At 34.8% G+C, this 26,637-nt stretch carries 25 protein-coding genes; 8 read left to right on the top strand and 17 right to left on the bottom strand.

The window, feature by feature from the left end:
• Positions 1-17: 17 nt before the first annotated feature.
• The 7 genes from ACHRWY_RS12560 to ACHRWY_RS12530 all read left to right on the top strand — a co-directional run bounded on the left by ACHRWY_RS12560 (position 18) and on the right by ACHRWY_RS12530 (position 5,910).
• Positions 18-665, top strand: a complete 648-nt coding sequence (locus tag ACHRWY_RS12560; protein ID WP_395355003.1) for a DUF4291 domain-containing protein — start codon at positions 18-20, stop codon at positions 663-665.
• Positions 658-1,212 carry an RNA 2'-phosphotransferase gene (locus ACHRWY_RS12555; RefSeq protein ID WP_395355001.1) on the top strand — a complete coding sequence of 185 codons (555 nt, stop codon included), beginning with the start codon at positions 658-660 and terminating at the stop codon, positions 1,210-1,212. Before ACHRWY_RS12560 ends, ACHRWY_RS12555 begins: the two co-directional genes overlap by 8 nt.
• A gap of 41 nt (positions 1,213-1,253) precedes the next feature.
• A complete protein-coding gene (locus ACHRWY_RS12550) occupies positions 1,254-2,093 on the top strand; it encodes an ADP-ribosylglycohydrolase family protein (RefSeq protein WP_395354999.1) in 840 nt (279 codons plus the stop codon).
• 55 nt (positions 2,094-2,148) lie between these two features.
• On the top strand, positions 2,149-2,880 hold the full coding sequence (locus tag ACHRWY_RS12545; protein WP_395354998.1) for a metallophosphoesterase family protein: 732 nt from the start codon (positions 2,149-2,151) through the stop codon (positions 2,878-2,880).
• A gap of 3 nt (positions 2,881-2,883) precedes the next feature.
• Positions 2,884-3,345: a nucleoside 2-deoxyribosyltransferase domain-containing protein gene (locus ACHRWY_RS12540; protein ID WP_395354996.1), complete on the top strand. Its 462-nt coding sequence runs from the start codon at positions 2,884-2,886 to the stop codon at positions 3,343-3,345.
• Between the two features lie 76 nt (positions 3,346-3,421).
• The gene (locus ACHRWY_RS12535) at positions 3,422-4,360 is read left to right on the top strand and encodes an ADP-ribosylglycohydrolase family protein (protein ID WP_395354995.1); all 939 of its coding nucleotides are present in this window, start codon (positions 3,422-3,424) and stop codon (positions 4,358-4,360) included.
• Between the two features lie 80 nt (positions 4,361-4,440).
• Positions 4,441-5,910 carry a nicotinate phosphoribosyltransferase gene (locus ACHRWY_RS12530; RefSeq protein ID WP_395354994.1) on the top strand — a complete coding sequence of 490 codons (1,470 nt, stop codon included), beginning with the start codon at positions 4,441-4,443 and terminating at the stop codon, positions 5,908-5,910.
• Positions 5,911-5,991: 81 nt separating this feature from the next.
• Here the strand turns inward: ACHRWY_RS12530 and nadD are convergent, their stop codons facing one another.
• The 4 genes from nadD to ACHRWY_RS12510 form a co-directional block, all read right to left on the bottom strand.
• Entirely contained in the window at positions 5,992-6,573 is a 582-nt protein-coding gene (gene nadD / locus ACHRWY_RS12525) for a nicotinate (nicotinamide) nucleotide adenylyltransferase (RefSeq protein WP_395354993.1), read from the bottom strand.
• A gap of 110 nt (positions 6,574-6,683) precedes the next feature.
• Positions 6,684-7,256, bottom strand: coding sequence for a guanylate kinase (gmk, locus tag ACHRWY_RS12520; RefSeq protein WP_395354991.1), 573 nt, complete (start codon positions 7,254-7,256; stop codon positions 6,684-6,686).
• A gap of 89 nt (positions 7,257-7,345) precedes the next feature.
• Entirely contained in the window at positions 7,346-8,206 is an 861-nt protein-coding gene (locus ACHRWY_RS12515) for a YicC/YloC family endoribonuclease (RefSeq protein ID WP_041518608.1), read from the bottom strand.
• 282 nt (positions 8,207-8,488) lie between these two features.
• Complete coding sequence (locus ACHRWY_RS12510; RefSeq protein ID WP_395354990.1) at positions 8,489-8,842, bottom strand: arsenate reductase family protein; 354 nt, start codon at positions 8,840-8,842, stop codon at positions 8,489-8,491.
• 79 nt (positions 8,843-8,921) lie between these two features.
• Here ACHRWY_RS12510 and ACHRWY_RS12505 point away from each other — a divergent pair, with 79 nt between their 5' ends.
• The gene (locus ACHRWY_RS12505; RefSeq protein ID WP_395354989.1) at positions 8,922-9,377 is read left to right on the top strand and encodes a DinB family protein; all 456 of its coding nucleotides are present in this window, start codon (positions 8,922-8,924) and stop codon (positions 9,375-9,377) included.
• Between the two features lie 32 nt (positions 9,378-9,409).
• Here ACHRWY_RS12505 and ACHRWY_RS12500 read toward each other — a convergent pair whose 3' ends face one another.
• From ACHRWY_RS12500 to uvrC, 13 genes are all read right to left on the bottom strand, one after another.
• Complete coding sequence (locus tag ACHRWY_RS12500; RefSeq protein WP_395354987.1) at positions 9,410-9,907, bottom strand: septal ring lytic transglycosylase RlpA family protein; 498 nt, start codon at positions 9,905-9,907, stop codon at positions 9,410-9,412.
• Between the two features lie 87 nt (positions 9,908-9,994).
• Positions 9,995-10,417 (bottom strand): hypothetical protein, encoded by a 423-nt coding sequence (locus ACHRWY_RS12495; RefSeq protein WP_395354986.1) that lies wholly within the window; start codon positions 10,415-10,417, stop codon positions 9,995-9,997.
• Between the two features lie 105 nt (positions 10,418-10,522).
• A complete protein-coding gene (locus ACHRWY_RS12490) occupies positions 10,523-13,312 on the bottom strand; it encodes a TonB-dependent receptor (RefSeq protein ID WP_395354984.1) in 2,790 nt (929 codons plus the stop codon).
• Between the two features lie 319 nt (positions 13,313-13,631).
• Positions 13,632-15,275, bottom strand: coding sequence for a glucose-6-phosphate isomerase (gene pgi, locus ACHRWY_RS12485; protein ID WP_395354983.1), 1,644 nt, complete (start codon positions 15,273-15,275; stop codon positions 13,632-13,634).
• A gap of 115 nt (positions 15,276-15,390) precedes the next feature.
• Positions 15,391-15,726, bottom strand: a complete 336-nt coding sequence (locus ACHRWY_RS12480; RefSeq protein ID WP_395354982.1) for a hypothetical protein — start codon at positions 15,724-15,726, stop codon at positions 15,391-15,393.
• Positions 15,727-15,757: 31 nt separating this feature from the next.
• Positions 15,758-16,393 carry a hypothetical protein gene (locus tag ACHRWY_RS12475; protein ID WP_395354980.1) on the bottom strand — a complete coding sequence of 212 codons (636 nt, stop codon included), beginning with the start codon at positions 16,391-16,393 and terminating at the stop codon, positions 15,758-15,760.
• Positions 16,394-16,413: 20 nt separating this feature from the next.
• Positions 16,414-17,634 (bottom strand): peptidoglycan DD-metalloendopeptidase family protein, encoded by a 1,221-nt coding sequence (locus ACHRWY_RS12470; protein ID WP_395354979.1) that lies wholly within the window; start codon positions 17,632-17,634, stop codon positions 16,414-16,416.
• A gap of 22 nt (positions 17,635-17,656) precedes the next feature.
• The gene (locus tag ACHRWY_RS12465; RefSeq protein ID WP_395354977.1) at positions 17,657-18,598 is read right to left on the bottom strand and encodes a tryptophan 2,3-dioxygenase family protein; all 942 of its coding nucleotides are present in this window, start codon (positions 18,596-18,598) and stop codon (positions 17,657-17,659) included.
• Positions 18,598-19,368, bottom strand: a complete 771-nt coding sequence (locus ACHRWY_RS12460) for a DUF3108 domain-containing protein (protein ID WP_395354976.1) — start codon at positions 19,366-19,368, stop codon at positions 18,598-18,600. Before ACHRWY_RS12460 ends, ACHRWY_RS12465 begins: the two co-directional genes overlap by 1 nt.
• Before the next feature lie 299 nt (positions 19,369-19,667).
• Positions 19,668-20,828: a 4-hydroxyphenylpyruvate dioxygenase gene (gene hppD / locus ACHRWY_RS12455; RefSeq protein ID WP_395354975.1), complete on the bottom strand. Its 1,161-nt coding sequence runs from the start codon at positions 20,826-20,828 to the stop codon at positions 19,668-19,670.
• Positions 20,829-21,000: 172 nt separating this feature from the next.
• Entirely contained in the window at positions 21,001-22,158 is a 1,158-nt protein-coding gene (locus ACHRWY_RS12450; protein WP_095953875.1) for a homogentisate 1,2-dioxygenase, read from the bottom strand.
• Between the two features lie 256 nt (positions 22,159-22,414).
• Entirely contained in the window at positions 22,415-24,628 is a 2,214-nt protein-coding gene (locus tag ACHRWY_RS12445) for a patatin-like phospholipase family protein (RefSeq protein ID WP_395354973.1), read from the bottom strand.
• 90 nt (positions 24,629-24,718) lie between these two features.
• Positions 24,719-26,515, bottom strand: coding sequence for an excinuclease ABC subunit UvrC (gene uvrC / locus ACHRWY_RS12440; RefSeq protein WP_395354971.1), 1,797 nt, complete (start codon positions 26,513-26,515; stop codon positions 24,719-24,721).
• Positions 26,516-26,637 lie beyond the last annotated feature (122 nt).

Genomic DNA, 26,637 nt, shown 5'->3' with positions numbered 1-26,637 from the left:
CATCGATAAATTAAAAAATGAAAATAGAATTAAAAAAATATGATGAGCAAGTAACAGTATGGCCAAAATCAGGCTATCATATAATGGCTCAATATGACGAGGAAGAAATAATAGTGTATCAATCCTACCGAAAAGATATCGGTGAATTTGCTGCTAAAAACCAGTTTTTTGGTGGCGAATTTAGCCTTACCCGAATGACCTGGATAAAACCCAATTTTTTTTGGATGATGTACAGAAACGGATGGGGAACCAAAGAAGGACAAGAGGTCGTACTGGCAATTCACCTTAAAATTTCGGCATTCCATACCTATTTGCAAAATGCAGTTTATTCCTCTTACGATGCATCACTTGGAATGAGCCGAGAAGAATGGCAAACACAGGTGAAAACATCTTCGGTAAGATTGCAATGGGATCCTGATCACGATCCCTACGGAAATAAGTTAGAAAGAAGAGCCATTCAGATTGGTTTACGAGACGACTTTATAAAATCTTTTGCTAAAGAAGATATTCTCCTAATTGAAGATATTTCGGAATTTGTGAAAGAGCAATATTCCTTTGTTCAGAATGGGGAATTAGAAAAATTAAGAGTTCCTGCCGAAAAGCCATTCGTTTTTAAGGATGAAGAACTGAATAAGAAACTTAAAATCTCTGGAAATCATGAATGAGAAAACAGCAAAAACGGTGAGTAAATTTCTAAGTTTAGTACTTAGACATTCGCCAGAAAAAATAGGATTAAAACTAGACGAAAATGGTTGGGCAGATGTTGAGGAATTAATTGAAAAATGTAATAAGAAAGGAAGTCAAAATCAAATGACTGCTGAACTTCTGGATTACGTAGTAGAAAACAATGATAAAAAACGTTTTGCTTTTAATGAAGATAAAACAAAAATCCGCGCCAGTCAGGGACATTCGATTTCCGTTGAATTAAACCTGAACGAGGCAGAACCTTCGGAATATTTATATCACGGAACTGTTGCAAAGTTTTTGGAAAGCATTAAAAAAGAAGGCTTGCAAAAAATGAGCCGTCAGCATGTTCATCTTTCCAAAGACAGAGAAACGGCGATTAAAGTAGGAGGAAGAAGGGGAGTTCCTCAAATTCTGACAGTAAGAAGCGGTGCCATGCACAGGGACGGATTTAAATTTTATTTGTCCGAAAATAATGTCTGGCTAACAGATGAGGTTCCGGCAAAATACATAGAGTTTAAACCATAAACAGGTTTTTAAATCCCATTCAAATTAAAAAAAAAGTAATTATGATACTAGAAGCAGCAATAGGCGATGCATACGGTGCAGGTTTTGAATTTCGAGATTTAGATTTTATTTCTCAAAACAACGATTTAACTCAATATCATAAACACGGACTTTATACTGAAATCTATAAACGGTATACAGACGATACTCAAATGGCAATTGCAATTTCGGAATTGTTATTAGAAGAGGACAGCTGGAACGAGATTAAAGTTGCTGATAAGTTTGTCGAAGTATTTCACAGGGATAAACGAAGAGGATATTCAGACAGGGTTTACAATGCTCTAGACGCCAGCAAAAACGGCGCTGATTTTATTAAAATAATCAACAACGGAAGCAACGGAAACGGTTCTGCCATGAGAGCGTATGGCATTGGTTACGTAAAAGATATTCATCAGTTGATGGAATTTTGCGAAATTCAGGCCAAAACGTCTCATCATACGGCAGAAGGTATAAGTTGTGCAAAGCGTATCGCTTTGGCCGTTCATTATTTTAAAAACAATTTAGGTGACGGTTCGACTTTGATTGCGTTTTTAAACGAAACTTTAAAAGAGAACGAAAACTATAAAATTACGTCTCCAATTGATATGCATGGTTATCCAACCACACAAGCAGTTATAAAAATCGTATCTGAAGCCACTTCTATGAAAGATTGCCTGAAAACAAGTATAGATTATGGAGGAGATACAGATACTGTTGCTGCTCTGTGTATGGCGATTTTAAGTCACAAACAAAATTGTGATAAAGCGCTGCCTTCGTTTTTATATGAAGAGTTAGAAAACGATAAATTCGGAAAAGATTTTCTAATTGATCTGGATTTGAAACTGGCTCATAAGTTTAAATAACCATTGAGCGATGATCATCGGGTTGTAGTATTTACCACAAAAAGATAATTTTATCATGAAAAGAACTTTAGTTATTGGAGATATTCACGGAGGCTTAAGAGCTTTAGTTCAATTGCTGGAAAGGGTAGAAATAACCGAAAATGACAAGATTGTTTTTCTGGGTGATTATGTCGATGGCTGGAGCGAATCAGCACAAGTTATTGATTTTCTGATACAATGGTCCCAAAAACAGGATTGTATCTTTATACGGGGAAATCATGATGTTTGGTGTCATGAATGGCTCATGAATGATGTAATAAATGACATTTGGTTTTTGCATGGAGGAAAATCAACCATCGAAAGTTATCAGAACATGGATCCTTTACGTAAAGAGAAACATCTTGAATTTTTTGCGAATATGAAAGATTATGTAGTAGATGAACATCAAAATTTGTTTATTCACGCTGGTTTTTCATCCATGCATGGTCCGGAAAAAGAACATTATGCCACTAATTTTTCCTGGGACAGAACACTTTGGGAAATGGCATTAACAATGGACAGGAGAATTACAAAAGATTCACTTTCGTATCCTAAAAGATTATTGCTCTTTAATGAAATTTATATTGGCCATACGCCAACACTTCATTACAATATTGACATTCCCATGCAAGGATGCAATGTCTGGAATATCGATACCGGTGCAGGTTTTTATGGCAAATTAACGTGTCTTGATACAGCAACAAAAGCATTTTGGCAAAGTGATATAGTACAGAATCTGTATCCAACAGAAAAAGGAAGAAATAAATAGATCATGAAGAAAATTTTTAGAGCTCCCGAAGAAATTCCGTTGCAAAGTGAGTTAAAAACCATTTTTCTGGCAGGATCTATAGAAATGGACAAAGCCATAAACTGGCAAAAGAAATGTGAGGAACTATTACAAGACGATTATATTATTTTTAATCCCAGAAGAAATGAATGGGACAGTAGCTGGTCACAAACTATTGAAAATGATAATTTTAAGGAACAGGTAAATTGGGAACTTAATGCATTAGAAAAAGCAGATATTATCATTATGTATTTTGCAGGGAATACAATGTCGCCAATATCCCTACTGGAGTTTGGTCTTTATGCCCAATCGAATAAAATGAAAGTAGTGGCCGAAGAAGATTTTTGGCGTAAAGGGAATGTCGATATTGTCTGCGAAAGATATGCGGTAGAACAGTTTAAAACACTGGAAGCGCTAATTCAGAATTTAGTACAGAAAAAAATATAAACACACTATTTCAGCTAAGCATTAAAAAGGGATCCTAAAATACCATAACGGCTGAAAAAGAGTAATAAATAGAACGATGAATAATAAAATAGAATCCGGTTTATTTGGTGTAGCAATTGGGGACGCACTGGGTGTTCCGGTTGAGTTTAAAACAAGGACCTATTTAAAAGAAAACCCGGTTGTTGACATGATGGGCTTTATGTGCTGGCATCAGCCACCGGGAACCTTTAGCGATGATAGTTCACTGGCTTTTTGTACTGCCGAAAGTTTAAGTAAAGGTTTTGACATAGAAGATATGGCGCTGACTTTTGTTAAATGGATGCAGGAAGGATACTGGGGAGCTCATCATAAAGTATTTGATATTGGTGGAACTACAAGGCATTCTTTAGCCAGAGTAGCAAAAGGAGAATCGGCCAGGAATTCAGGTAATTTTTTTGATGAAGATAATGGGAATGGTTCGTTAATGCGTATTTTGCCGTTAGTCTTTTATCTTCAGAAAGAAAAAGATATAGAAGTCATTTATCAAAAGGTAAAAGCAGTTTCCTCTATAACTCATGCTCATTTTCGTTCCGTGTTTGCCTGTTTTATTTATGTTGTATATTGTTTGCAGATTTTAAAAGATAAAGATAAATTCGAAGCTTATATTAAAATGCAACAGGTTCTTTCAGGGTTTCTGGTAGATAAAAAATATAATCCTGTTGAAATTCAGCTATTTGACAGGGTTTTGAATAATGATATTTCTCAGTATCCGGAAGATAATATTCATTCTTCGGGATATGTGCTGGACAGTTTACAAGCGAGTTTATGGTGTTTTTTAAACTCAGATTCTTATGAAGAAACAGTTCTAAAGGCGGTCAACCTGGGTGGAGATACCGATACAACGGCTGCTATTGCAGGAGGATTGGCTGGAATTTATTACGGAACTGAAAATATTCCTGAAAAATGGATTGAACAGGTGGCGAGAGCCAATGATATAAAAGATTTAGCAGAACGATTATCAAAGAAAATAAATTAATAGAAAATTAAACCTTTGCGATTCTCTGTAAATCTTGGTGAAACAAAATGACTATGAAAATTTTTAAATAATTAAAATATATGAACCCACTATTATTAACCGATGGTTACAAAGTTGACCACAGAAGACAATACCCGGACAAAACCACATTAGTATATTCTAACTGGACACCCAGAAAATCAAGAATTGAAGGTATTGATGAGGTGGTATTTTTCGGATTGCAATATTTCATCAAAAAATATATCATTCATGATTTTGATGCTGATTTCTTCAAACAGCCAAAAGAAGAAGTAGTTAAAAAATATGCCCGAAGAATTAATAATTATTTAGGCGAAAACCAGGTGGGTACCAAGCATATCGAAGATTTACACGATTTAGGATATATCCCGATGGTTTTTAAAGCCCTGCCGGAAGGAGCAAGCGTTCCTTTAAGAGTACCAATGTTTACGATGTACAATACGATTCCGGAATTTTTCTGGCTGACGAATTATTTCGAAACGTTGCTTTCTGCGGTGGTTTGGCTGCCTTGTAACTCGGCAACAATTGCTAAAGAATATAGAAAAGTATTAGACAAATATGCTGATCAGACTTCTTCTGTACCGGAATTTGTAGATTGGCAGGCACATGATTTCTCTATGAGAGGAATGGGCGGAATAGAAGCAGCAATCACTTCTGCAGCAGGACATTTGTTGAGTTTTACGGGTTCAGACACGATTCCGGTGATTGATTTTTTCGAAGACTATTACAATGCCAATTCTGATAAAGAGTTAATTGCAGGTTCAGTTGCCGCAACGGAGCATTCTGTAATGTGTATGGGGACTACTGAAGGAGAATGTGAAACTTTTAAAAGATTAGTGACTGAGGTATATCCAAAAGGAATTGTATCTATCGTTTCTGATACCTGGGATTTATGGAAAGTTTTAACCGAATATTTACCACGATTAAAGGAAGATATTGTAGCAAGAGAAGGTAAAGTGGTTATTCGTCCTGACAGTGGAGATCCGGTTGATATTATCTGCGGAAATCCAAACGGAAAAACAGAACAAGAGAAGAAAGGCGTGATTGAACTGCTTTGGGATGTTTTTGGAGGTACAACTAATGCAAAAGGATATAAAGAGCTGATCCCTCAAATTGGGGCTATTTATGGTGATAGTATAACGGTGGCAAGAGCGACTCAGATTTGCGAAAGATTAAAAGAAAAAGGGTTTGCTTCTACAAATGTGGTTTTAGGAATAGGTTCATTCACGTACCAATACAATACCAGGGATACTTTTGGTTTTGCCATGAAAGCAACATACGGAGAAGTTGACGGAGAAGGAAGAGCGATCTTCAAAGATCCAATCACAGATGACGGAACTAAAAAATCAGCCAAAGGATTGATGAAAATTGACTTAATTGATGGTGTATATCATTTAACGGATAATGTTTCCTGGGAAGAAGAAAAACAAGGTGAATTGAAAGAAGTTTTCAGAGACGGAAAACTTTTGGTTGATTTGGCTTTGAGCGATATCAGGTCCAGAGTTAAAACTCAAATTAGCGTAACACTTTAAAACTTAAAAAGCCTGAATTTAAAATTCAGGCTTTTTTTATATTCTGTTTATTATTCCGGGGAATGACAGACTGTGTGATTTTTATTTCTTATAAAAATTATTGTGATCAATATATTCCCAGACTTTTGGAGGCAAAAGCGGCTGGATATTTTTCCCTTCCTTAATACTGTTTCGAATAAAAGTAGACGAAATCTCTACAATTGGGGCATCAATAATATGAACTCTCGGATGCGACTTTAATTCAATATTTTCCTCCTCTTCGGTAATTCTCGGATAAACATAAATGTCATAATGATCCAGAATCACCTCGTAGTTTTTCCATTTATGAAGCGTTTTCAAATTGTCTTCGCCCATAATTAAGGAGAAATCATGAGTGGGATACTTTTCATGCAAATGAACCAGAGTATTTACTGTATAGTTAGGCTGAGGTAATTTGAATTCAATATCCGAAGGCCTGATTTTAGGATAATCTTCTGTAGCCAGATAAACCATTTGCAAACGTTGATGATCGTCTAATAAAGTTGCTTTCTTTTTTAACGGATTGTGTGGCGTAACGACCATCCAGATCTGATCTAAGTCGGCAAACTCGGCCATGTGATTGGCAATGATCAAATGACCAACATGAATGGGATTATACGTTCCGAAATAAAGACCTATTTTCATATAGCGTTTTGTTTCACAGAGATTCGCGAAGTTTTCGCAAAGGTGCACAAAGTAAGTATAAAATTTTGCGTATCTCCGGGCTTTTCTTAGTGAATCTTTGTGTAATAAAATTATTTATTTACGAACTCTTTCACTAATTGGTAAGCTTCTTCTTTTGCAGTATCCAGGTCGTAGTTTTTGATAATCGTATCAAACTGTGGTGCTGTTGCCAGTTCAACTGATGCTTTTGCAATTCGCATATTGATTTTGTCATCACTTTCTGTAGAACGCTCTTTTAATCTTCGTTTAAGTTCATCCACACTCGGAGGTTTTACAAAAACGGCTAAAGTTTGCTCTGGAAATTTGTGTTTGATACGCAATCCGCCGGCTACATCAATGTCAAAAATTACGTTTTTGCCTAAAGCCCAGATACGTTCAATTTCGGCTTTTAAAGTACCGTAAAAATTATCACGATATACTTCTTCCCATTCCAGGAAATTTTCGGCTTTAATGTGCTTTTTGAATTCTTCAAGCGAAATAAAATAATAATCTTTTCCGTGTTCCTCTTCTCCGCGTGGGTCGCGTGAAGCGGCTGAGATCGAAAATTCTAAATTTAAATCTTCTTTCCCTAGTAAATGTTTTACTATAGTTGTTTTTCCTGATCCTGAGGGTGCTGAGAAAACAATTAATTTTCCTTTGTTCATTCTTTATGCTTTAGGCTTTAAGCAATATGCTTTAAGCTTTTATTCGTTTCGTTTTTCTGCTGTAGCCTACAGCGTAAAGCGTATTGCGTTTACAACACGTTCAAAACCTGTTCTTTAATCTTTTCCAATTCATCCTTCATCATCACCACCAGTTTCTGCATTTGGGCATGATTCGATTTAGAACCCATAGTATTGATCTCGCGACCCATTTCCTGAGTTATAAAACCTAGCTTACGGCCATTAGCTTCAGTGCCTTTTATAGTTTCTAAAAAATAATCTAAATGATTTGTTAAACGCACTTTTTCCTCCGTAATATCCAGTTTCTCTAAGTAATAAATCAACTCCTGTTCAAAACGATTTTCGTCAACATTCACTTTCAATTCTGATATTGCAGTTTGCAAACGATCCTTAATAGCCTGAACACGTTCCGGATCAAGAGCCAAAGCGTCATTCATATATTGGCGGATATTCCCAATTCTTAGGTTGAATTCTTTTTCAAGGGATTCTCCTTCGTCTTTTCTAAAAGTCAGTATATTTTGTAATGCTTCTTCAATGATCACCTGAATTTGTTCCCAGTCGTTTTCATCGATTTCCTCACGTTCCGTTTTTAGCGTATCAGGCATACGAACGGCCATTTTCATTAATTCTGTTTCATCGGCATCCGGATAAACTTCCTTAAGCTGGGCAATGTAGTTTTTTACAACAGGTACATTTACTTTGGTCGAAGTCTGTTCAGAAGTACTTTCAATGTAAATCCCGAAATCAATCTTTCCTCTTTCAAGTTTCGTAGAGATTTGGGTTCTTAAACCTAATTCCATTTCGCGATAAAGCGACGGCATTCTTACGTTTAGATCTAAACCTTTACTATTTAAGGATTTTACTTCAACGGTAATTTTTTTTGTAGGCAATTGCAAAGAAGCTTTGCCAAACCCTGTCATAGATTGTATCATATAATTGAGTATAAAGGCGCAAAGATAAATAAAACTTTGCAGTGTTGGGCTGTAAATCACTAATCTGTTTTATGCTGAACAACTTAAAGTTTTTTCGCTACAAATTGCACAAATTCAGACCAATTTAATGAGTGCTATTCTAACTTTTTTAGCGTCAAAATTTTCATTTGGGCGTTCCCTCCGGTCGGGCTATCCGCTCCCAATCTTTTTTTGAGCAGAAAAAGCTCAAAAAAAGGATTTCCGCTTCTATCCCTAACGCACAAACCTGTATGCTTTAAAGCTTTATTGTTCTAAAGCTTTCATTACCTGCAATGTTACAGGCTGGGTGTTGCCAATATAAATTTTACCATCAATAATAAAAACCGGACGGCTTAAAAAAGTGTAATGTTCTAAAATGTATTTTTTATAATCCGCTTCAGTCAAAGATTTGTTTTTCAAATCCATTGATTTGTATAATTGTGCTTTCTTGCTAAACAAAGCCTCATAACTTCCTGCAAGCTGATACATTTCCTCCAGTTCTGTTTCAGTAATTGGATTTTGTTTAATGTCGTGAAAAACAAGATTATTGTCTTTTGGCAGGCTTTTAATAATTTTTCGGCAGGTATCGCAAGAAGCTAAATAGTATATTTTGTTCATGATCTTTAAATTTAAGAGACTACAAAGAAAATTCATTTAAAACTGAAAATTGCCTAATTTTAGAAAAAAAAATAAAATTATGAATTCAGTTTTTGAAGTACAGAAAACCATTAGAGAAATTCTCCTAAAGGTTTTAGACCATCATTCGCTAGAACAATTGAACAAAATTCCATCAGGATTTAGTAATAACCTGATTTGGAATATTGCACATTGCATCTCGTCACAACAGGTTTTGATTTATAAATTATCAGGTCTGCCAACCCTGGTTTCTGAAGAATTTATTGCAAAATACAGAAAAGGAACCAAGCCTGAAGGTAATGTTTCTCAGGCTGAAGTTGACGAAATAAGATCCTTTTTATTGACCACGTTGGATCAGACCGTGAAGGATTTTGAAGATACTCTTTTTGTCAACTATAATGAATACACAACCAGTTTAGGCTTTACGCTGAAAAATATAAACGGGGCACTGGATTTTAATAATTATCATGAAGGTATTCATACCGGAATTATAATGAGTATTAGAAAGTTTGTTTAAAATAAAAAATCCCGCAATTGCGGGATTTTTTATTACTCTATAATGGTTTCAATAGTAACTTTCATAGCACCTGCACCTTTGTTTTTGGTGATTTCCATAAAAGCTCTTTTGGATAAATCAAGTTCTCTTGTTTTGACAAACGGACCACGATCTGTAACTTTAACGATGACAAATTTTCCGTTTGCTTCATTTGTTACTTTTATTCGGGTTCCAAAAGGTAGTTTTTTGTGTGCTGCAGTATATTTACTATTGTTGAATCGAATTCCGCTGGCTGTTTTTTTTCCGTTAAACCGGTCAGCGTAGTAAGAAGCATGTGCATTCTTTTTATAAGGCTTTAGTTTTAAACCTTTGTCAGTGAAAACAGAATCAGTTGGAATGGCAAGTATATCTGGTTTTACAATTTTTACTGTATCCTGAGTGATTTTAGGTTTAGGTTCTGTTACTGGTTTTGTTTGACTTATGACATAAGTAAAACAACTTAAAAAAGTTATGGTAAGCGTAGTAAGTATAATATATTTTTTACTTCTCATGTTTTATTTTTTTTCAGACTTGGGGAGTTTGTACAAATAATATGCCGAGATAAAAAAAGCCCTAAAGTTTAGGGCTTTTATTGGTTTTTACAACCAAAGGTTCCATGGGATTCTGCTTAAAATAAGTAATAATCCGATTCCGTAATAGATAGCAAAAGTCTTAAATTTAGCTTCGCTATTAATTAGTTTTTTATGTTTAGACCATCCAATAGTAATTAGGGCAATAGCTATCAGGTTGATTAATGGGTGTTCTAATGATGTTAATCGTAGTTCAGCATTAGACATTTGTCCAAAGGCCGCTTTTCCAAATGGAGATACGAAATAAAGAATTATTCCAATTAATAACTGAGTATGGGTTCCAATTAAGGCAAACAAGGCAATTTTGCGATCTTTAGGGGTAAAGTCTTTTTTAGAACTAAGTCCGATTATAGCATTTACGACTGCAATTAATAAAAGTAATAGTGCTAAATAAGCCCAGCCAGAATGCAATTTTTGTATAAAATTGTACATAAATTATTTTTTTTGTTAAAACAAATATAGCAAAAAAGGGTATAAAAAAAACGGCATCAGACTAAAAGTCAATGCCGTTTTTGGTATTTATTTAGATTCTAAATATTAGAAATCGTAACGGAATGTAAAGTTCCAAGTTCTTCCGTAACCGAAGTAAACTTTATTACCTGTAGCAATTCCATTATACAAAGCTCCTGCTTGTGCATAAGTAACTGCTGGAGTAGTTCCTACTGCAGGTGTTTTGATATCATCAGCAAAAACATTTGTAAATGACTCATTAATAAAAACTTTGTCAAATACGTTGTTAACGTTTAATCTGAAATTAAATGCGTTGCTTTTGTTAGCTCCAAATCTAAGTTTATAAGATACACCAGCATCTGTAGTAGCAAAACCAGGTAATTCTAATGCACCTTTATTAGTTGCACTTAAAAAGTTAACTGGGCTAATATTACCATATAATTTTTCACTATAGTTTAGGTTAGCATCAACATTTAAACCATTTAAAACTTCGTAAGCTGCTCCAACGGCTACTGTAGTTTGAGCGTTGTTTCCAACTTTTACTCCATCTAAGTATAATGTTTGAGCAGATCCGCCTGATATTGGATTGTTTGAGGCATCAAAACGGTTGCTGGTTGCATTACCTTTATATTTGTAATCTCCAACAGAAATCATAGCGTTTAGTTTTAACTTTTCAAATAATCTTGCATTCATATCTAGCTCTATACCTTTGTGTGTTTCATTAACACCTGAGAATGTATAAAAACCTCCTGGATTAGTTGCTGCATCAGCATCAGTTGAAGTTGTAAATCTATCATCCCAACTCGTATAATAAGCATTTAAGTTTGCATTGAAAATTCCAGAGCGGAAACCATAACCTAGTTCTACCGCTTTAATTTTTTCGTTTGTAAGATTATCGTTGATAATAGAAGCATTATTAGGGAAAACAGCATTAAAGAATGGTTGTTTTGAATACATACCAGCATTTGCAAATACATTATGTTGTTCGTTAATGTTGTAGTTTGCACCAACTTTAATATCTCCACCAGATATGTTTTTGAAATCAGTTTCAGAAAGTGGATTTGTTGTTAAGTATTTAAAATGATCGATTCTTTTGTATCCTTGTTGAGAAACTGCTCCTTGAAGGAAAGCTGTAAAGTTGCCACTTGAATATTCTAATTGTGTAAATGCACCATAGTAATTTACTTCACTGTCATTCCAGTAGTTAACTCTTTCTTGGTAATCAGTGCTTGCAAATGGATTTCCGCTTGGTCTTGGCGCATAAGTAGTGCTAAAATACCCTGGATTTGGATTTGCATTAACATTTGTAGCATCTCTGTAGTTTGTTGCTCCAAATAAATCGATTAAGTTTTGATAGTGAATCCCTTTGTAAGTTCTTCCTTCAACACCAAAGTCTAAAGTAAATTTGTCAGAAATTTTTTTGTCCAAGTTAATAACACCACCATACCAGTTGTGAGAGTTAACTGAAGCTATTTCTGTGATACCAGTGTTTGTCACTGTAGCACTTCCTGAAGCAGAACTATTTTGGTATTGTCCATTAGTAGCTGTTCTTGTACCTAATGTAGTTGGTTTTCCAGAGTTCCAATTTTGGATTAAATCAAAATTAATTGTTCCATCTGCATTTCTTAGTGAATTATTGGTTGAATAAGCATTGTTTCCTTTAATACCACCGTTAGTAGTAGTTCCACCACCACGACCCCATGAACCGTAAACAACAGTAGATAGTTTTGTTGTTTCGTTGATGTCATAATCCCAGTTTAGAGACATAACTGGTTTGTGATAATAATTTGTTTTCAAATTATATTCTTCACCGTTTCTCATCCCCCAATCAGAGTTGTATTTTATGTTTGGTGTTTTACCGTCACTTCCGTATTTTAAGAAATCACTTAATAGAGGAGAAGTTGATCTTTGATCGTGCCATTGAGGCGCTCCTGTAAATGTGAATTGAAAACTATGTTTGTCGCTTGCCTTATATCCAAATGCAACGTAATAGTTGTATCCTTCAAATTGAGTTCCGTCAACATATCCGTTTCCTTCAGTTCTGCTAAATAAAACAGAAGCTGAAAGTCCGTTTTTCATTACTCCTGTGTTGTAAGATGCTTGTGCTTTTAAGTAGTTGTCATTACCAAAACTAGATGAAACAGATCCGCCTTCTTTCATGTCAGACGTTTTTGTAACAAAATTGATTGTTCCTCCTACTGAAGAAATAGCCAGTTTAGAAGCTCCAAGACCTCTTTGTACTTGAACTGCAGAAGTTACATCAGATAAACCTGCCCAGTTACTCCAGAAAACAGCACTGTTTTCCATGTCATTGATTGGAATACCATTAACCATAACGGCAACGTTTTTTTGATCAAATCCACGAATAGCAATTCTTGAATCTCCATATCCGCCTCCTGCTTTCGAAGCATATACAGATGGAGTGTTTTTTAAAATTTCAGGCAATTCCTGAGAACCTAATTTCTCCTGAATTTCAGCCGCTTTTATAGTAGAAACAGCAACAGGAGTTTTTCTGTCTCTTGCTATATCTACAACACCGCTTTTTACAACAATTTCACTTAATTCATTAGAATTAGATACTAAAGTAATTTTTCCTAAATTCGTAGTTGAACCGCTAGCTACTGTAAATTTAATGGTTTGATTTTCGAAACCTAAGTAAGAAATAACGATTTCTCCTGTACTAGTTTTTGCATCGATAGTGAACTTACCATCAAAATCCGTAGAAGTAGCAACTGTAGATCCTTTGATCGCTACATTTGCTCCCGGCAGTGAAGCCACGCCGTCGGTAATCATACCTGTAATTTTTCCTTGAGAAAATGCGGTTGAAACTATCATGAACAATAGTCCAGTGAGTAACCAATTTTTCATTGTCTTCATTTGTTATTAGTTTATTGTTTTTGGCAAAATTATAACAATTAAATCAGATAGTGTTATCAAAATGTTAAGAAAAATAAGTTTTGTCTAATCTGTTGCGTATTAAAATGATTTTTTCTTTTTTCATTAAAGAAAATAACGATCTTTTGAATAATTGTAGTGCTATTTTGTTAAAATCGTAAATATTTAAATTGTCCTGTAGTGCTAAACTTGCAATAATCAGCACATTAAGTGGTTTTGGAGATATTTTTATACGAAAAAACGCCTTAATTTGTGTTTAAATTAAGACGTTTCAGCAAGTTGTGATTTTTTCGAAAAAAAATTATTTGTGCTTCAAAAAATGATTTAACAAAAATGAAGTGGAACTGTCGTGATCTTTTACTGTTTTGGTATTAATTTCCTCTAAAATAGAATTGGCCAGTTGCTTTCCAAGTTCTACTCCCCATTGGTCAAAACTAAAAATATTCCAGATAACCCCCTGAACAAATATTTTGTGTTCGTATAAGGCGATTAAAGATCCTAAGCTTTTTGGGGTTAACTTTTGAATTAAGATTGTATTGGTGGGTTTGTTTCCTGTAAAAACTTTAAAAGGGGATAAGTAAGCAGCTTTTTCAGCAGGCAGTCCTTGTTTAGCAAATTCAGCCTGAACCTGTGCTGCAGTCTTACCGTTCATTAAAGCCTCAGTCTGAGCAAAAAAGTTAGACATTAATTTATCATGATGATCTTCGTTTCCGTATAGAGGTTTTACGAATCCAATAAAATCAGTTGGGATTAATTTTGTTCCCTGGTGAATCAATTGAAAAAAAGCATGTTGTGAATTCGTTCCGGGTTCTCCCCAGATAATAGTTCCGGTTTGGTAATTTACCGGCTTTCCGTCGCGGCCAACACTTTTTCCGTTACTTTCCATAGTTGCTTGTTGCAAATAAGGAGCCAGTTTCTGTAGATATTGTGTGTAAGGAATTAAAGCTTCACTTTCGGCACCAAAGAAATTGTTATACCAAACGCTTAGTAAAGCTAAAATTACCGGAATGTTTTCGTCAAATTCTGTAGCTTTAAAATGTTCGTCCGTTTCATGGGCTCCAACTAATAATTGATTGTAATTGTCAAAACCAATTGCTAAACTAATACTTAATCCAACGGCGCTCCATAATGAAAATCTTCCTCCAACCCAGTCCCACATTGGAAAAACGTTGTCAGGATTAATCCCGAATTCGGTTACTTTTTGAATATTGGTAGAAACGGCAACGAATTGTTTTGCGATATCTTGCTGTGAAGCTGATTTTAAAAACCACTCTTTGATAGTTTCAGAATTGGTTAAAGTTTCCTGGGTGGTAAAAGTTTTAGAAACAATTACAAAAAGTGTTGTTTCCGGATTTAATTTTTTGATTATTTCGTTTACGTGATCACCATCAACATTGGAAACAAAATGAACGTTTAAATGATTCTTGTAAAATTGTAACGCTTCAACTGCCATAACAGGTCCAAGGTCAGAGCCTCCAATGCCAATATTGACAACATCAGTAAAAGCTTTTCCGGTAAAACCTTTTCTTTCTCCTGAAATAACTTCGTGACTGAATTGTTTGATTTTATTTTTTACTTCGTAAACTTCCGGAATTACATTTTCGCCATCGACTTTAATAACGGATGATTCCGGAGCACGCAAAGCGGTATGTAAAACAGCTCTGTTTTCTGTTTGGTTGATTATTTCCCCGCCAAAATATTGAGCAATCGCATCTTTCAGTCCAATTGAATTTGCCAATTCTAATAAAAGAGAAATGGTTTCCTGACTAATATTGTTTTTAGAATAGTCAACTAAAAAGTCATTCCATTGTAAATTGAATTTTTCAACACGGTTAGCGTCTTGCTGAAATAATTCCTGTATTGTCGTTTCGTGAATTGCGTTATAATGATTCTGCAGATTTTTCCACGCTTCAGTCCCGGTTGGGTTTGTTGTGTTTAAAGCCATTTGTATTTTATATTGAAGATTTTGTTTTTTAGAAAAACAAAAATACTGAAATAACTTTTAATACCTGAAAGGTTCACGATTATATAACAATTAGTTACGAAAACGTTTTATGGGATTATTCACCCTGAATTCGTGTGGATATTATAATAGCACCGCCATTTTCTTTTTCATTATATATTATGCGGCTGCTGTTTTTGTTTAAAAAGTTCACACTTATAATGTCAGATTTTTTGAAAGGCAATAATATGGTGTCTTGTTTTTTGTTGTATTTAAAGGGAATTCCGTTTATTACAATTAAAGGAGATTTTTCAATTTGATCTTCTTCAAATGCACGATTGACAGATTGTAAAACGAAATATTTATTCTCCTTTGTATCATTTAAAACAAAAGCCTGCGGATTAGAACATCCAAATACTAATGCTGATGAGAGTATCAATAAAGTTTGTTTCATTAAACTGATGTGATTTGGTAAATGTTGGTTTTTAGAAAAAAAGGATCTGCCAAATCTTCCACCAGGGTTTTTTGTCGACTTCAATAGTTTTTCTGGCAGCATTAATTTCTATTCTTTTTGGTGTTTCAGTTTTTATTTTAGCATCATCAAAATACATTTCTCCATTTTCATTCATTCCAATAGGCGATTTTGTTCTCTCTTTCCAGCCTTCGGTTTGTAGTTCCGGAATTAAACTGGAGTTGATTTTATCGCTAAATTTTTTCCGTGCTTTTTCTATAATTTCTTCTTCTAAGTTTGAAGATGAATTTTTAAAAAGTGAAATGGAATTGTCTGGAATATTTAAAAGAAAAACTTGTGTTTTGCCTCCGATTTTCTGAATATCCAATACTTTAAAATACGCAATAGTATCTAAAAGAAAATGACCCGTTTTTGCTGAATCAGGATTAAATTTTGATAAATCTTTTGGATGTGCACTCGCAATTAAATACCGCAAATTACCAGAAAGGCCGCCGCCCATAGAAGTCATGTCGGTAAAACCTTTCTCCTGAATGATTTGTCCAACTTTATAATTTAAAATTAAGTTTTTAGATAAATTCGTGTCTCTGTAATATAGTCTTAAACCTGAAAAAGTTTCATTATAAATTGCTTTAAGACGTGCGTTTTTCATTTTTCTTTTTCTGTATGAAATTACAAGTTTCCAATACTGTCCAGTTCTCTTTTCAACGGCTCCATTTGTTTCATGAAGCGGTTTTTGTCTGATCCTGTCAGGGATTCTCCGGTTGGTAAGTTAAGGCGAAGTGCATCAACCTGTACACCGTTTTTCCAAAAACGGTAGCAAACATGAGGGCCTGTTGCCAGTCCGGTACTTCCAACTAATCCTATAGTTTGTCCTTGTGTAACTCTTTGTCCTCTTTTAACTAAAATTCTGGACATGTGTAAATATTGCGTAGAGTAGGTTCCGTTGTGTTTTACTTTTACGAAGTTTCCGTTTCCGGCTGTATATCCGGTTGCTTCAACAACTCCTGATGCAGTAGTTGAAATTGGTGTTCCGGTTGGAGCAGCATAGTCAGTTCCTTTGTGTGCTTTCCAGGTATGCTGTACAGGGTGAAATCTGTTGGCTGTAAATCGGGATGTGATCCGGCTAAATTTAATGGGCGTTTTCAGGAAGAAATTCTTTAATGTTTTTCCTTCATCATCATAGTATTCTACTTTGCCTGAAAGCGTGTCTTTCTCAAATGGAAAGGCATATACGATCTTACCTTTGTATTCAAAAAATGCCGCTTCAAGATCTTCAACGCCATCATATGTTTTGCCGTTTATAAAACGTTCCGTAAAAATTAAGCCGTAGCGATCTCCTTTTTTAAGTTTAAAAAAGTCAATCGACCACGAGAATACTTTTGTAATTCTGCTGGCGAGTGCCGTTTCAACACTTTCGTTTCCTAAGGTTTCAGATAATGAGCTTTTTAAAACCCCGCCAATAATTTTGCGTTTTAAGGTAACCGGTTTTATTTTTTTATATGCTTTTGCAATGCTGTCCCTGAAATCGACTACATAATACGTTAGCGGATTGGGCTGATAAATAAAAACCTGTAGTTTGTTTGTCTTATTTTTTGATCTAAGTATAGTATAAGGTTTGTTGTAGCGAATGGTGCGTACATCAAAAGTGTCTTTTATTTGCTCTACAATATCATAGACTTTTTTGTCCCCGATATTTTGGCTTTGTATGATCGACCCGAAAGAATCTCCTTTTTTTATAGTGTCATTAACAACATTAAAGTCAGTATAATTAAACCCAAATTCTACCTTTTTGGTCTTGGGCTTGCTGATTTTAGGTGCTACTTTTTCCTCGGTTTTATTGCATGAAAATACTGAGAATAAAAGTATTATAAGTACGAATGCTTTTTTCAAACTTTTAAAATTTTTAAGAAAATTAAGCGGTTGCTTCATTTCCCCAATTGGACAATTCTTCTTCGGTCCACAATTTAGGAAAAAAGATGCGTCTTTGGTATTTTGGATGCATATATTTTTGCCAGTCACTTCCGCCTGTAGCTTCGCCGTTTCCTTTTCCGCTTTCCAGAATATATTTTCTTGCAGTATTAAGGTGCTGCATAACCCAGGTAATATTTACGGTTTTGTCGTAATGACGCATCGCCTGGATAAGTTCGTCGCTTTGTTGGTCTTTTTCGGGTAACTGGGTGAATTTTTGCCAGATGTTTTTTGTTTTAAAAGTAGACATCTGTCTCAAAAACTGATCTTTATATTTGTTTTCGAATTCCTGAAGCAGGTAGGATTTCTCGCCCGTGTGATAATCTTTTCCGGCAGCCTGCCAATACAAATGTTCGAAAGTGGTTTCTAAATCTGTATTTTCGTCAAAATTTGCTTTGTATCTTCGATCGGTTAAATTAATAACGTCTGTCGAAGCAAATTCAATCAGTCTGTATTGGGCACTTTGAAAACCACTTGCAGGAGTTAGGGTGTTTCTGAATTTCATATACTGATCTACTTCCATTCCGTTTTCCATAATACTAAACGAATTGGTAAGCATGTCGAAATATCGCGTAATTCTTGATAATCTCTCACTGAAAAAATCAACCTGAATGTTTTGCGTGTCTGCAATCTGGTCAATTTCCCACAAAATCATTTTAAAAATTAATTCGTTTACCTGATGATACATAATAAAGACCATTTCATCCGGAAGCGTAGTACGTTGTATTTGTAAATTTAAAAGAGCGTCAGTTTGAATATAATCCCAATACGTAATTGGTTTTGACCAAAGCAATCCTTCTAACTGAACATCAGTTTTTTGATTAATAGCTTGGAATTTAAGGTCAATTTCTTTTAAAATTGATTCTGAATTATCAGTAAGATTCATTATTTTTTTACTTTAAATGGATTTTTTAATCCTTTGTATTCATCGAGATCTGCTTTAAGTGACCCTACAGCAAGATCTGCTTTTATTCTAATTGGAACTTTGTTGTCATCGTCTGTTATCCAAAGTGTTACGCTTTCTTTTTCTTTAAAAACTCTTCCGGTTTGTACCAAAGGTTTGAACATCATTGTAGAAACGGTTCCAAATTTAGTTGTAATATCCTGACGACCTACATACTTTAACTTAAATTTTGTGATTTCTTCATCAAAAAACATGTCAATTGTAATGGCTTCCCCGGATTTAAGTTTATCAATATTGGGATGATTTCTTAAGTAATAAAAAGACGAAATAATGTCCTGGACATTATCTGTTAAAACAATAGTCTTTTCTGTTTTACGTTTGTAATCTTTTACTAAAATTCTGTTTTCGCTTTGGTTAAAAAAACCTTCCTGATTTTTTGTGTAACCTCCTTCATCAATTTTTCGAACATAGCGGTACGGCTCTCCGGTTTGTTTGTCAAAATAACTTTCGTATAAATCTTCGACTTTAAAGAAAAATTTTGACATTCCGGTTGTGTAACCTTTACCCACGGCATGAAACACTTTTTTATTGTTTATGGTGGCGTCTTTTATTTCGAGTGTCGCGTACCCTGCGTTTACAATTCCGTAATGAATTCTGAATTTGAAGTATTCTCCGGTATCAAAAGCATCTTCCTTTTGAGTATCGAAACTAAGTGTCGTGAGAACTAATATGAGTAGGACTAATTTTTTCATAGTACAATTTTTACATTTCATTATAAAGATAAATAAATGCAAATTCTATTCCAAATGTACCAAAACAAAAAAACTCAGTCAAGGAATGACTGAGTTTTTATGCTATTAACTAACCAAAAAACTATAAATTATGAAATTTATATCAATTCAGAAGGAAACCACCCCTTCTTGATTTGCGAGTGCAAAGATATGCAGAAAGTTCAAAAAATAAATAGCAAAAAGCAAGTTTAACATAACATTTGCATAAAAAGCATCACTTTACAGAGAATTTTTCGATTTAATGTAAAAATATTGCGATTTTACAATGTTCCTCTCAATTCCTGCTCTCTTTCAATTGACTCAAAAAGGGCTTTAAAGTTCCCTGCGCCAAATCCTTTAGCTCCCATTCTTTGAATAATTTCAAAAAATAATGTTGGTCTGTCCTGAACCGGTTTTGTAAATATTTGTAATAAGTACCCATCTTCGTCGGCATCGACCATAATGGCTAACTTTTCAATTTCATTAATATCTTCTTTCATCATATCCATGTGTACTCCTAATCTTTCAGGAATTGCCTGGTAGTAGGTGTGAGGTGGTGCAGATAAAAATTCAACTCCGCGTGCTTTCAATTGCGATACTGTTTTAATAATATCGTCAGTTGCAATGGCAATATGCTGGATTCCGGGTCCGCCGTAGAAATCCAGATATTCTTCGATTTGTGATTTTTTCTTTCCTTCGGCTGGTTCGTTGATTGGAAATTTAATTCTTCCGTTTCCGTTAGACATTACTTTACTCATCAAAGCAGAATATTCTGTGGTGATTTGTTTGTCATCAAACGACAGGAAATTCACAAACCCCATTACCTCTTCGTAGAATTTTACCCAGGTATTCATTTCGTTCCAGCCTACATTTCCAACCATGTGATCAATGTATTTTAATCCTGTTGGTTCCGGATTGTAGTCTGATTTCCATTCTTTATAACCTGGAAGGAAAACACCATTGTAATTTTTTCTTTCTACAAATATATGTACTGTTTCTCCATAAGTGTAAATTCCGGAACGAACCACTTCTCCAAATTCATCTGATTCTACAGTGGGTTCCATAAACGAACGGGCACCGCGTTTCATCGTTTCCTCGTAAGCGCTTCTGGCATCTTCAACCCAAAGAGCAGCGACTTTTACTCCATCACCATGTTTTTTAAGATGTTCGTGAATTGGTGAATCCTGTGATAATGGTGTTGTTAAAACTATTCTGATTTTGTCTTGTTTCAAAACATAAGAGGCTCTGTCTCTTACTCCGGTTTCTAACCCGGCATAAGCCAGTGACTGATATCCAAATGCAGTTTTATAATAATGTGCAGATTGTTTTGCATTTCCGACATAGAATTCTACATAGTCGGTTCCTAATAATGGAAGGAAATCTTGTGCTCCTTCGAAGATTTTTTCTAATCCGTATTCTACTGATTTAACTTCTTTACTCATTGTGTTTATTTGTTTAATCGGTTAATCGTTTAATTGATTGAACCGAAATGTTTTTAAGATTTGTTTTTTACCGCAAAGAGCGCTAAGTAAAAATCGCAAAGTTCGCAAAGTTGATTATAGCGATCTTTGCGTAAAGTCCTTGCGAACTTTGCGGTTAGATCGATGCATAAACTTATTCAGTCCAGGACTTATAATATTGCCCGTCATCAAGACCCATTGCTTCTTCTGTAACCATAAGCGGACGGAAAGTATCAACCATTACGGCTAATTCGTGGGTTTCTTTATGTCCAATACTACGCTCCATTGCACCTGGTGCGGGACCGTGTGGAATTCCTTTTGGATGTAATGTGATATGGCCTTGCTCAATATTATTACGGCTCATAAAATCACCATCAACATAATACAGTACTTCGTCAGAATCTATATTGCTGTGATTGTAAGGCGCCGGAATTGCTTTCGGATGATAATCGTAAAGTCTTGGGCAGAATGAACAAACGACAAAAGTAGCCGTTTCAAAAGTTTGATGCACTGGTGGTGGCTGGTGCACGCGTCCCGTTATAGGTTCAAAATTATGAATAGAGAATCCGTATGGAAAGTTATAGCCATCCCAACCCACAACGTCAAAAGGATGTGTGGCATAAACCACTTCGTGAATCATACCTTCTTTTTTGATTTTAATTAAAAAATCGCCTTTTTCGTCGTGCGTTTCCAATTCGTTTGGCAAAATAAAATCACGTTCGCAAAATGGCGAATGCTCTAAATGCTGACCGGATTGGTTTTTATAACGTTTTGGAGTATAAAAAGGAGAATAAGACTCAACATAAAAAAGTCGGTTTTCTTCTGTTTCAAATTCTATTTGGTAAATAATGCCACGTGGAATAATAAGGTAATCGCCATATTCAAAGGGAATATTTCCTAACATGGTTCTTAGCTTTCCTTTTCCTTTATGGATGAAAAGCATTTCATCGGCATCGGCATTTTTATAGAAATAATTTCGAAGTGATTCTTTTGGAGCGGCCAGTCCAATGATGCAGTCTTTGTTGACTAACATGGCTTTGCGGCTGTCCAGAAAGTCATTTTCCGGTTTTAATTCAAAACCTTTAAAAAGTAATGATTTTATGTTCTTTCCAATTGCAATTTTAGGTTCAACTGAGTAAGAATTTAAAATTTCTTTGACCTGTGTAGGTCTGTGAACATGGTAGGACAGTGATGAATGCCCGTGAAAACCTTCGGTACCAAACAGTTGTTCGTAATAGAAACCTCCGTTAGGTTTTTCGAATTGGGTGTGTCTTTTTTGTGGAAAGTCTCCGAGTTTATGATATAATGGCATGGCTTTTCTATTAGATAATTTGTAAATTAGATAATTCGAAAAATTTGAATTGTGTGAACAGATAATCAGCTCAATTTTTGTAATTGACTCATTATCTCAATTCGGTAGCTTTATTCAGGATTTCTCTTGATAAGGAATTGAAGATGCTCTAATAAACCTGTCCATTTTGTTTTCATTATAACAAATGTCGTAATTTTTATTGATCAAAATTACATATTATATTATTTATAACATAAAATATTTATAAAAAATCAGATTAAAACATAAATCCGATACTAAACCACGTAAAGCTTTTTGACGTTTCCGGCGACCAGGATTGTTTGATCTCGATTGGACCTATTATAGTTTCTAATCCATAACCAACAGCATATCCTGAATATTTAGGCATTGAGATCCAATCGACAGTAGTAAAAATGTCATCTCCTAAGTTGGCGAAATTTGCAGAAAGATTAACGTGATTCTTTTTGAAAATTTCATAATCTAAAGTAATGTCAGTTTTTATGAAACTATTTCCGGCGATACTTAGAAAGTCATATCCGTAAAAATAATTGAAATTGTTGATTTTGCTGTAGCCGTAACCTCCAAATATAAAATCAAAAAACGGAACGCTGTCACTGCCGATATTAAACCCGGCATCGGTGCCAACTTTGATGGTTGCTTTTTTAAATAAAGTTTTGGCAAAAGCAATTTCGGCCTTTGCGATTGAGAAAGGTTTAAACTGTTGGGTATAATCTGATGAAGCTAAATAAGTCTGGACATCTCCGGAAAAATACAATCCGGAATGTGGGTAATATTTATTATCAAAAGAATCATATTTCAGATATCCAAAAACGCTGAAGTAATTACTTTTCTCAATAATATTTTCTGTGTTCGAAAGCGTTGGTGAGTTTATTTTTAGGTATTTGTATTCCAGACCTCCGCCCATTAAAAATTTTTGGACAAAAATAGTTTGAAAATAGGCCTGATTGGTAACATCTAAAAAGTCAACATTAATCAAATTCACATTTGGATTTTCTGTTTTTAAATTGCTGATGCTTGTAGTAACATTTCGATTAAATTGATTTAACCGGGACCTGAAACCAAAACTAATATTAAATCCATTCTCAACATAATAGTTTAAATCGTATCTGAAATTATCCCCCAAAATAATATCCAGCGATGTCACGTCGTTTTTTAGAAAGGTCTTTTTATGGGTAAGATTTAATAAAATAGCACTTTTGTATAAGCCATCGTAATGTAAGCCAAGTTTTAAAAAAGTTTGTGTTGGATTTTCCCTTAAGACCAGATCAAGATCATCTTGTTTTCCGTCTGGTTGTAAACAATACGAAATAGTACTGAAGTTTTGTGTCGCATTCAGATTGTTGATTCCTGTTTTAAGATCATCATAAGTAATGGTACTTTCCGGTTTAAAGCGAAGCTTTCCACGAATGTATTCCCGGGTATAATTTTCTAAGTGGTCGCTATTTATCTTTTTAATTTCTAAAGTATCAGTCGCTATTTTTAGTTTTGGTTTTTTGTAGAAATTGTCTTCATTCACTAATCCTTTGATTTTTTCATAAACCGCAAAAGCAGCTTCTTCACCTTTTCTAATGATTTGTTCCCCCTTATCAAATGAAATAACGCCATAATCACGTATGTCCGGTTTTATATAAACATCGGTATCTTTTATTTTGTTTTTCATTTTATCGATCGATTGCAGATTGGTAATCTGAACCAAAATCCGGGTAGCATTTTTAAGGTTTTTTCTTTTCATTAAATCATCCTGAACATCGACCCCAATAATAATATCGGCACCAAGATTACGAACTTCCTGTATGGGATAATTATTAACAACACCTCCGTCTACCAGTAAATTGCCATCGATTTCTACAGGAGTAAAAAGCGAAGGAAAAGCGGCACTCGCCATCATAGCCTGAACGAGGTTTCCTTTATTAAGCAAAACTTCCTCTCCGGTTTCGATATTAGTACCTATACATAAAAATGGAGTTGGGAGTTTATTGAAATCTCTTACGTGGCGTACATTTCTTGTGAGGCTGCTTAATAAATTATAATTGTACATTCCTTTTGAAAGCGCTTCGGGGATACCAATTCTAAAATTGCTAAAAGGCAGAACGATAGCGTATAATTCATCATTTTTTTTGCCATAAAAGTTTTTGGAGGAACGCGGAATATAATCGTTAATTAATTCGTCGAAGTTGGTTCTTTTGAAAATAGAATCTATTTGAGAAGCATTATAACCTGATGCATAAAGTCCTCCTATTACAGATCCCATGCTGGTTCCGCCAATATAATCAATTTTAATCCCGGCTTCTTCCAGAACTTTTAAAACACCAATGTGTGCAAATCCTTTTGCACCACCACCGCTTAAAACCAATCCAATTTTGGGTCTTTTGATGCTGTCTTGTTTCTTATCCTGTGCGAAAGTATTCTGTAAACTGAATAAAAAAAGTATTAAAAATAGTAATGGCACGCCCCAAATAGTTCTGACCGCTATCAATTTAGAGTAGAATCCTTTTGACCGTGTATTTAAAGTGGACAGCTGATTTAGGCGCATAAAAGATTACGAATTGGTTTTGTAAAAGTCGACAATTTTTTTGGCTTTTGATACTCCTATGACCTCTGATATTTCTTTTTCGGTAGCTAATTTTAATCTTTTAACACTTTTGAAATGTTGTATTAACGAAAGCATTGTTTTTTCGCCTATTCCGGGAATGCTTTCAACCGAGGAATTCAGTGCTGCTTTACTTCGTTTATCCCGATGAAAAGTGATTCCAAATCGGTGGGCTTCGTTTCGTAACTGCTGAATTACTTTTAAGGTTTCAGATTTTTTATCTAAATATAACGGAATCGAATCTCCAGGATAAAATAATTCCTCAAGACGTTTAGCGATCCCAATAATGGCAATTTTTCCTCTTAGTTCTAATGCGTCAATACTTTTTAAGGCAGCCGAAAGCTGTCCTTTACCACCGTCAATTATAATAAGTTGCGGTAATGGCTCATTTTCGTCTAATAATCTTTTGTAACGACGGTACACAATTTCAGTCATCGAAGCAAAATCGTCCGGACCTTCGACGGTTTTTACATTAAAATGGCGATAATCTCTTTTGCTTGGTTTTCCGTCTTTAAATACAACACAGGCTGCAACCGGATTTGTTCCCTGGATGTTTGAGTTGTCAAAACATTCTATATGTCGGGGCTCAGTTGGTAAACGCAAATCTTTTTGCATTTGCGCCATGATGCGGTTAGTATGCCTGTCCGGATCTACGATCTGCAATTGTTTCAACTGTTCAATTCTGTAAAACTTAGCGTTTCGTATCGATAAATCTAAAATCTGTTTTTTATCTCCGAGTTGCGGAACGGTTGTTTTGATGTTTTCGCCCAGATCGATTTCAAAAGGAACAATGATTTCTTTTGAAAGTAACTGAAAACGTTCACGTAATTCTATAATGGCAAGTTCTAATAATTCCTCATCCGTTTCATCCAGTTTTTTCTTCATCTCTAAAGTATGGGAACGAATAATTGATCCATGCGAAATTTGAAGAAAGTTGACATAAGCGGCACTTTCATCAGAAACAATCGAGAAAACATCAATATTGGTGATTTTTGGATTTACAATCGTAGATCGCGATTGGTAATTTTCAAGCACTTCGATTTTTTCTTTGATTTTCTGAGCTTCTTCAAAACGCAAATCCTGTGCATATTGTGTCATCAAACGTTTAAAATCTTTCATACTTTCCTTGAAATTTCCTTTCAGGATTTCACGGATCGCATCAACTTGTCTTTGGTATTCTTCCAACGGTTCCAAACCTTCGCAGGGACCTTTGCAATTGCCAATATGATACTCCAGACAAACTTTGAATTTACCTGAATCGATATTTGATTTACTTAAATCATAATTGCAGGTTCGCAACGGATACAATTCCTTGATTAATTCCAGAATCGTATGTACTGTTTTGAAACTGGTGTAGGGACCAAAATATTCAGATCCGTCTTTGACCATTCGTCTGGTCGAAAATATTCTTGAAAAAGGTTCTCTTTTAATACAAATCCAGGGGTAACTTTTATCGTCACGAAGCAACACATTATATCTTGGCTGCAAGGTTTTGATTAAGTTGTTTTCTAACAAAAGCGCATCGGTTTCGGTAGGAACGACAATGTGCTTTATGGTTACGATTTTTTTAACCAGTACATTTGTTTTGGCCGTGTCGTGAATTTTATTGAAGTAAGAGGAAACTCTTTTTTTTAAATTTTTGGCTTTTCCAACATATAAGATCTTCCCTTCTTTATCGTAATATTGATATACACCAGGATTGTCTGGTAAAGTCTGAATTTGAAGATCTAAGGACGGTTTTTGCATGCTGCTTTATTTCTGAAGATAGCTGAAAAGCATTTTTAAAAATCATTTTGATTTCAGAAAAAAAGCTTAACACTGATTTAGTTTCAAATTTACGAAATCAAAAGAATAATTTCTATATTTAG

The sequence above is a fragment of the Flavobacterium sp. FlaQc-48 genome, from assembly GCF_044007335.1.
In the GTDB taxonomy this organism is placed as follows: domain Bacteria; phylum Bacteroidota; class Bacteroidia; order Flavobacteriales; family Flavobacteriaceae; genus Flavobacterium.
The sequence above is the reverse complement of the archived record's forward strand: the minus strand, read 5'-3'. Positions and strand labels throughout refer to the sequence as shown.

Excerpts from the sequence above, each read along its gene's own strand:
- ACHRWY_RS12480 (WP_395354982.1), bottom strand. The coding sequence starts at position 15,726 with ATGAAACAAACTTTATTGATACTCTCATCAGCATTAGTATTTGGATGT.
- ACHRWY_RS12545 (WP_395354998.1), top strand. The coding sequence starts at position 2,149 with ATGAAAAGAACTTTAGTTATTGGAGATATTCACGGAGGCTTAAGAGCT.
- hppD (WP_395354975.1), bottom strand. The coding sequence starts at position 20,828 with ATGAGTAAAGAAGTTAAATCAGTAGAATACGGATTAGAAAAAATCTTC.
- nadD (WP_395354993.1), bottom strand. The coding sequence starts at position 6,573 with ATGAAAATAGGTCTTTATTTCGGAACGTATAATCCCATTCATGTTGGT.
- ACHRWY_RS12500 (WP_395354987.1), bottom strand. The coding sequence starts at position 9,907 with ATGAGAAGTAAAAAATATATTATACTTACTACGCTTACCATAACTTTT.
- pgi (WP_395354983.1), bottom strand. The coding sequence starts at position 15,275 with ATGGCTTTAAACACAACAAACCCAACCGGGACTGAAGCGTGGAAAAAT.
- ACHRWY_RS12495 (WP_395354986.1), bottom strand. The coding sequence starts at position 10,417 with ATGTACAATTTTATACAAAAATTGCATTCTGGCTGGGCTTATTTAGCA.
- ACHRWY_RS12550 (WP_395354999.1), top strand. The coding sequence starts at position 1,254 with ATGATACTAGAAGCAGCAATAGGCGATGCATACGGTGCAGGTTTTGAA.
- ACHRWY_RS12530 (WP_395354994.1), top strand. The coding sequence starts at position 4,441 with ATGAACCCACTATTATTAACCGATGGTTACAAAGTTGACCACAGAAGA.
- ACHRWY_RS12510 (WP_395354990.1), bottom strand. The coding sequence starts at position 8,842 with ATGAACAAAATATACTATTTAGCTTCTTGCGATACCTGCCGAAAAATT.
- ACHRWY_RS12515 (WP_041518608.1), bottom strand. The coding sequence starts at position 8,206 with ATGATACAATCTATGACAGGGTTTGGCAAAGCTTCTTTGCAATTGCCT.
- ACHRWY_RS12460 (WP_395354976.1), bottom strand. The coding sequence starts at position 19,368 with ATGAAAAAATTAGTCCTACTCATATTAGTTCTCACGACACTTAGTTTC.
- ACHRWY_RS12505 (WP_395354989.1), top strand. The coding sequence starts at position 8,922 with ATGAATTCAGTTTTTGAAGTACAGAAAACCATTAGAGAAATTCTCCTA.
- ACHRWY_RS12450 (WP_095953875.1), bottom strand. The coding sequence starts at position 22,158 with ATGCCATTATATCATAAACTCGGAGACTTTCCACAAAAAAGACACACC.
- ACHRWY_RS12475 (WP_395354980.1), bottom strand. The coding sequence starts at position 16,393 with ATGAAAAACGCACGTCTTAAAGCAATTTATAATGAAACTTTTTCAGGT.
- gmk (WP_395354991.1), bottom strand. The coding sequence starts at position 7,256 with ATGAACAAAGGAAAATTAATTGTTTTCTCAGCACCCTCAGGATCAGGA.
- ACHRWY_RS12490 (WP_395354984.1), bottom strand. The coding sequence starts at position 13,312 with ATGAAGACAATGAAAAATTGGTTACTCACTGGACTATTGTTCATGATA.
- uvrC (WP_395354971.1), bottom strand. The coding sequence starts at position 26,515 with ATGCAAAAACCGTCCTTAGATCTTCAAATTCAGACTTTACCAGACAAT.
- ACHRWY_RS12535 (WP_395354995.1), top strand. The coding sequence starts at position 3,422 with ATGAATAATAAAATAGAATCCGGTTTATTTGGTGTAGCAATTGGGGAC.
- ACHRWY_RS12540 (WP_395354996.1), top strand. The coding sequence starts at position 2,884 with ATGAAGAAAATTTTTAGAGCTCCCGAAGAAATTCCGTTGCAAAGTGAG.
- ACHRWY_RS12555 (WP_395355001.1), top strand. The coding sequence starts at position 658 with ATGAATGAGAAAACAGCAAAAACGGTGAGTAAATTTCTAAGTTTAGTA.
- ACHRWY_RS12465 (WP_395354977.1), bottom strand. The coding sequence starts at position 18,598 with ATGAATCTTACTGATAATTCAGAATCAATTTTAAAAGAAATTGACCTT.
- ACHRWY_RS12560 (WP_395355003.1), top strand. The coding sequence starts at position 18 with ATGAAAATAGAATTAAAAAAATATGATGAGCAAGTAACAGTATGGCCA.